Origin of the sequence: Streptomyces pseudogriseolus (genome assembly GCA_002154585.1) — a bacterium.
GTDB lineage: Bacteria > Actinomycetota > Actinomycetes > Streptomycetales > Streptomycetaceae > Streptomyces > Streptomyces pseudogriseolus.
This window is the reverse complement of record MUNG01000407.1, coordinates 1-1,567: the sequence shown is the minus strand read 5'-3', so window position 1 is coordinate 1,567 and position 1,567 is coordinate 1. Positions and strand designations below refer to the sequence as shown.

Sequence of the window (1,567 nt, the reverse complement as noted above, 5' to 3'; positions counted from 1 at the left end):
CCCACGCCGACCCCCCGTCCGCCGACCCGCCCGACGACACGGAGGCCTCGTCCCCCCGCTGGGGCTTCGCCGTCACCGTGCTGTGCGACATCGTGCTGCCGGTCGGGCTCTACTACGGCCTGCGGGCCGCCGGGGCGGGCGAGATCCCCGCCCTGCTGCTGAGCGGCGCCGCGCCCGCTCTGCACACGCTGTACACCGCGATCCGCCACCGCAGGACGGACGCCATCGGCATCTTCACCCTGGCCCTGCTGGTGGTGAGCTCCGTGGCCTCGGTGACGACCTCGGACCCGCGCATCGTGCTGGCACGCAACAGCCTGTTCACGGCGCTCGCAGGCGTCTGGCTGCTGGTGACGCTGTGGACGGCGCGGCCCTTCACCTACCAGGCGCTGCGCTCGCTGCTGCCGGGGAAGGCGACGCTGCTGGAGAAACTGTGGGAGACGGATGCGGGCTTCCGGCGGGTGTGGCGCAGACTGACGGTCCTGTGGGGTGTGGGTCTGCTGTGCGACGCGCTGCTGCGTGTGGTGATGGCGTACACCCTCCCCGTCGACACCGTGCCCGCCCTGGACGGGGTCCTGTACGCCGTGTCCTGGATCGGGCTTCAGGTCGTCACCCAGGTGGTGCTGCACCGGACGGGCACGCTGGCGAAGGTGTTCGGTGACCGCGTTCCGGGCCGCCGGTTCTCCTTCGGCGCCGGGGCCTCTTCCGACACCGGAGCCACTACCGACCGGACCGGCTGATCCGCACGCCCCCCAAGTGCTCCGCCCCGAACCTCCGTATTGAATGCGGGGTTCGGGGCGGAGCACTTGGGGTGAGCAGGTCCTCAGGCCGCCGACGGCTGCCAGGCCTCCTGGAAGCGGCGGCGGGCGCGGTGCAGCCGCGAGCGCACCGTTCCGATGGGCAGGGAGAGGGTCTCGGCCATCTCCTCCTCGTTGAGGCCGTAGACGCGCAGGGTGAGCACCTCGCGGTGCGCGGTCGACAGCCGTTCCAGTACGTCGTTGATGTAGACGGTGTCGAGGGGGTTGGCCTCGTACCGGGCCTCGACGGGCGAGCAGGGCACCGTGTCGCCCAGGCGCTTGGCCGTGCGGACGGCCTCGCGGACGGTGACGGAGCGGACCCAGCCGTAGAAGGCCGCCGGCTCCCGCAGGCCGGCCAGGCCCCGGTAGACGGCGAGGAGGGCTTCCTGGGTGGCGTCGGAGCTGTTGTCGTGCGCGATGGACAGGCAGATCCGGGCGACGTACGGCGTGATGCGGGTGAGCAGGTCGTTCATCGCCTGCTCGTCGCCCAGCTGGGCCTGGCGCAGCAACGCGGGGAGGAGGGTGGTGGGTTCGTGCGCGGTCTTCATCTCGGAGGGTCGCTCCTTGGAAGGGGGGGAAGCCGGTGGGAAGGGCCGCGTGCCGGGGAAGGGGCCGCGTGCGCGGGGAGGGCGCGGGGTCCGGGCCACGGACCGCGCCCGGGGCCCGGACCCGGGTCCTCAGACCGCGGCGGCGGTGACGGGCGGCTCGTCGCCGGTTTCGGTGAAGGCGAGCAGCGCGGTCCGGACGTCGTCGCGCAGGTCCCGCATGAAGGC

Annotated in this window: 2 protein-coding genes; one reads left to right on the top strand and one right to left on the bottom strand. The window is 72.8% G+C overall.

Going from position 1 to position 1,567, the window contains the following annotated elements; translation table 11 throughout:
- Positions 1-737 (top strand): VC0807 family protein (locus CCN29_RS29240; protein WP_086685568.1); only part of this gene is annotated, 737 nt, incomplete at its 5' end.
- A gap of 83 nt (positions 738-820) precedes the next feature.
- Here CCN29_RS29240 and CCN29_RS29235 read toward each other — a convergent pair.
- Complete coding sequence (locus CCN29_RS29235; RefSeq protein ID WP_006135660.1) at positions 821-1,342, bottom strand: RNA polymerase sigma factor; 522 nt, start codon at positions 1,340-1,342, stop codon at positions 821-823.
- Positions 1,343-1,567 lie beyond the last annotated feature (225 nt).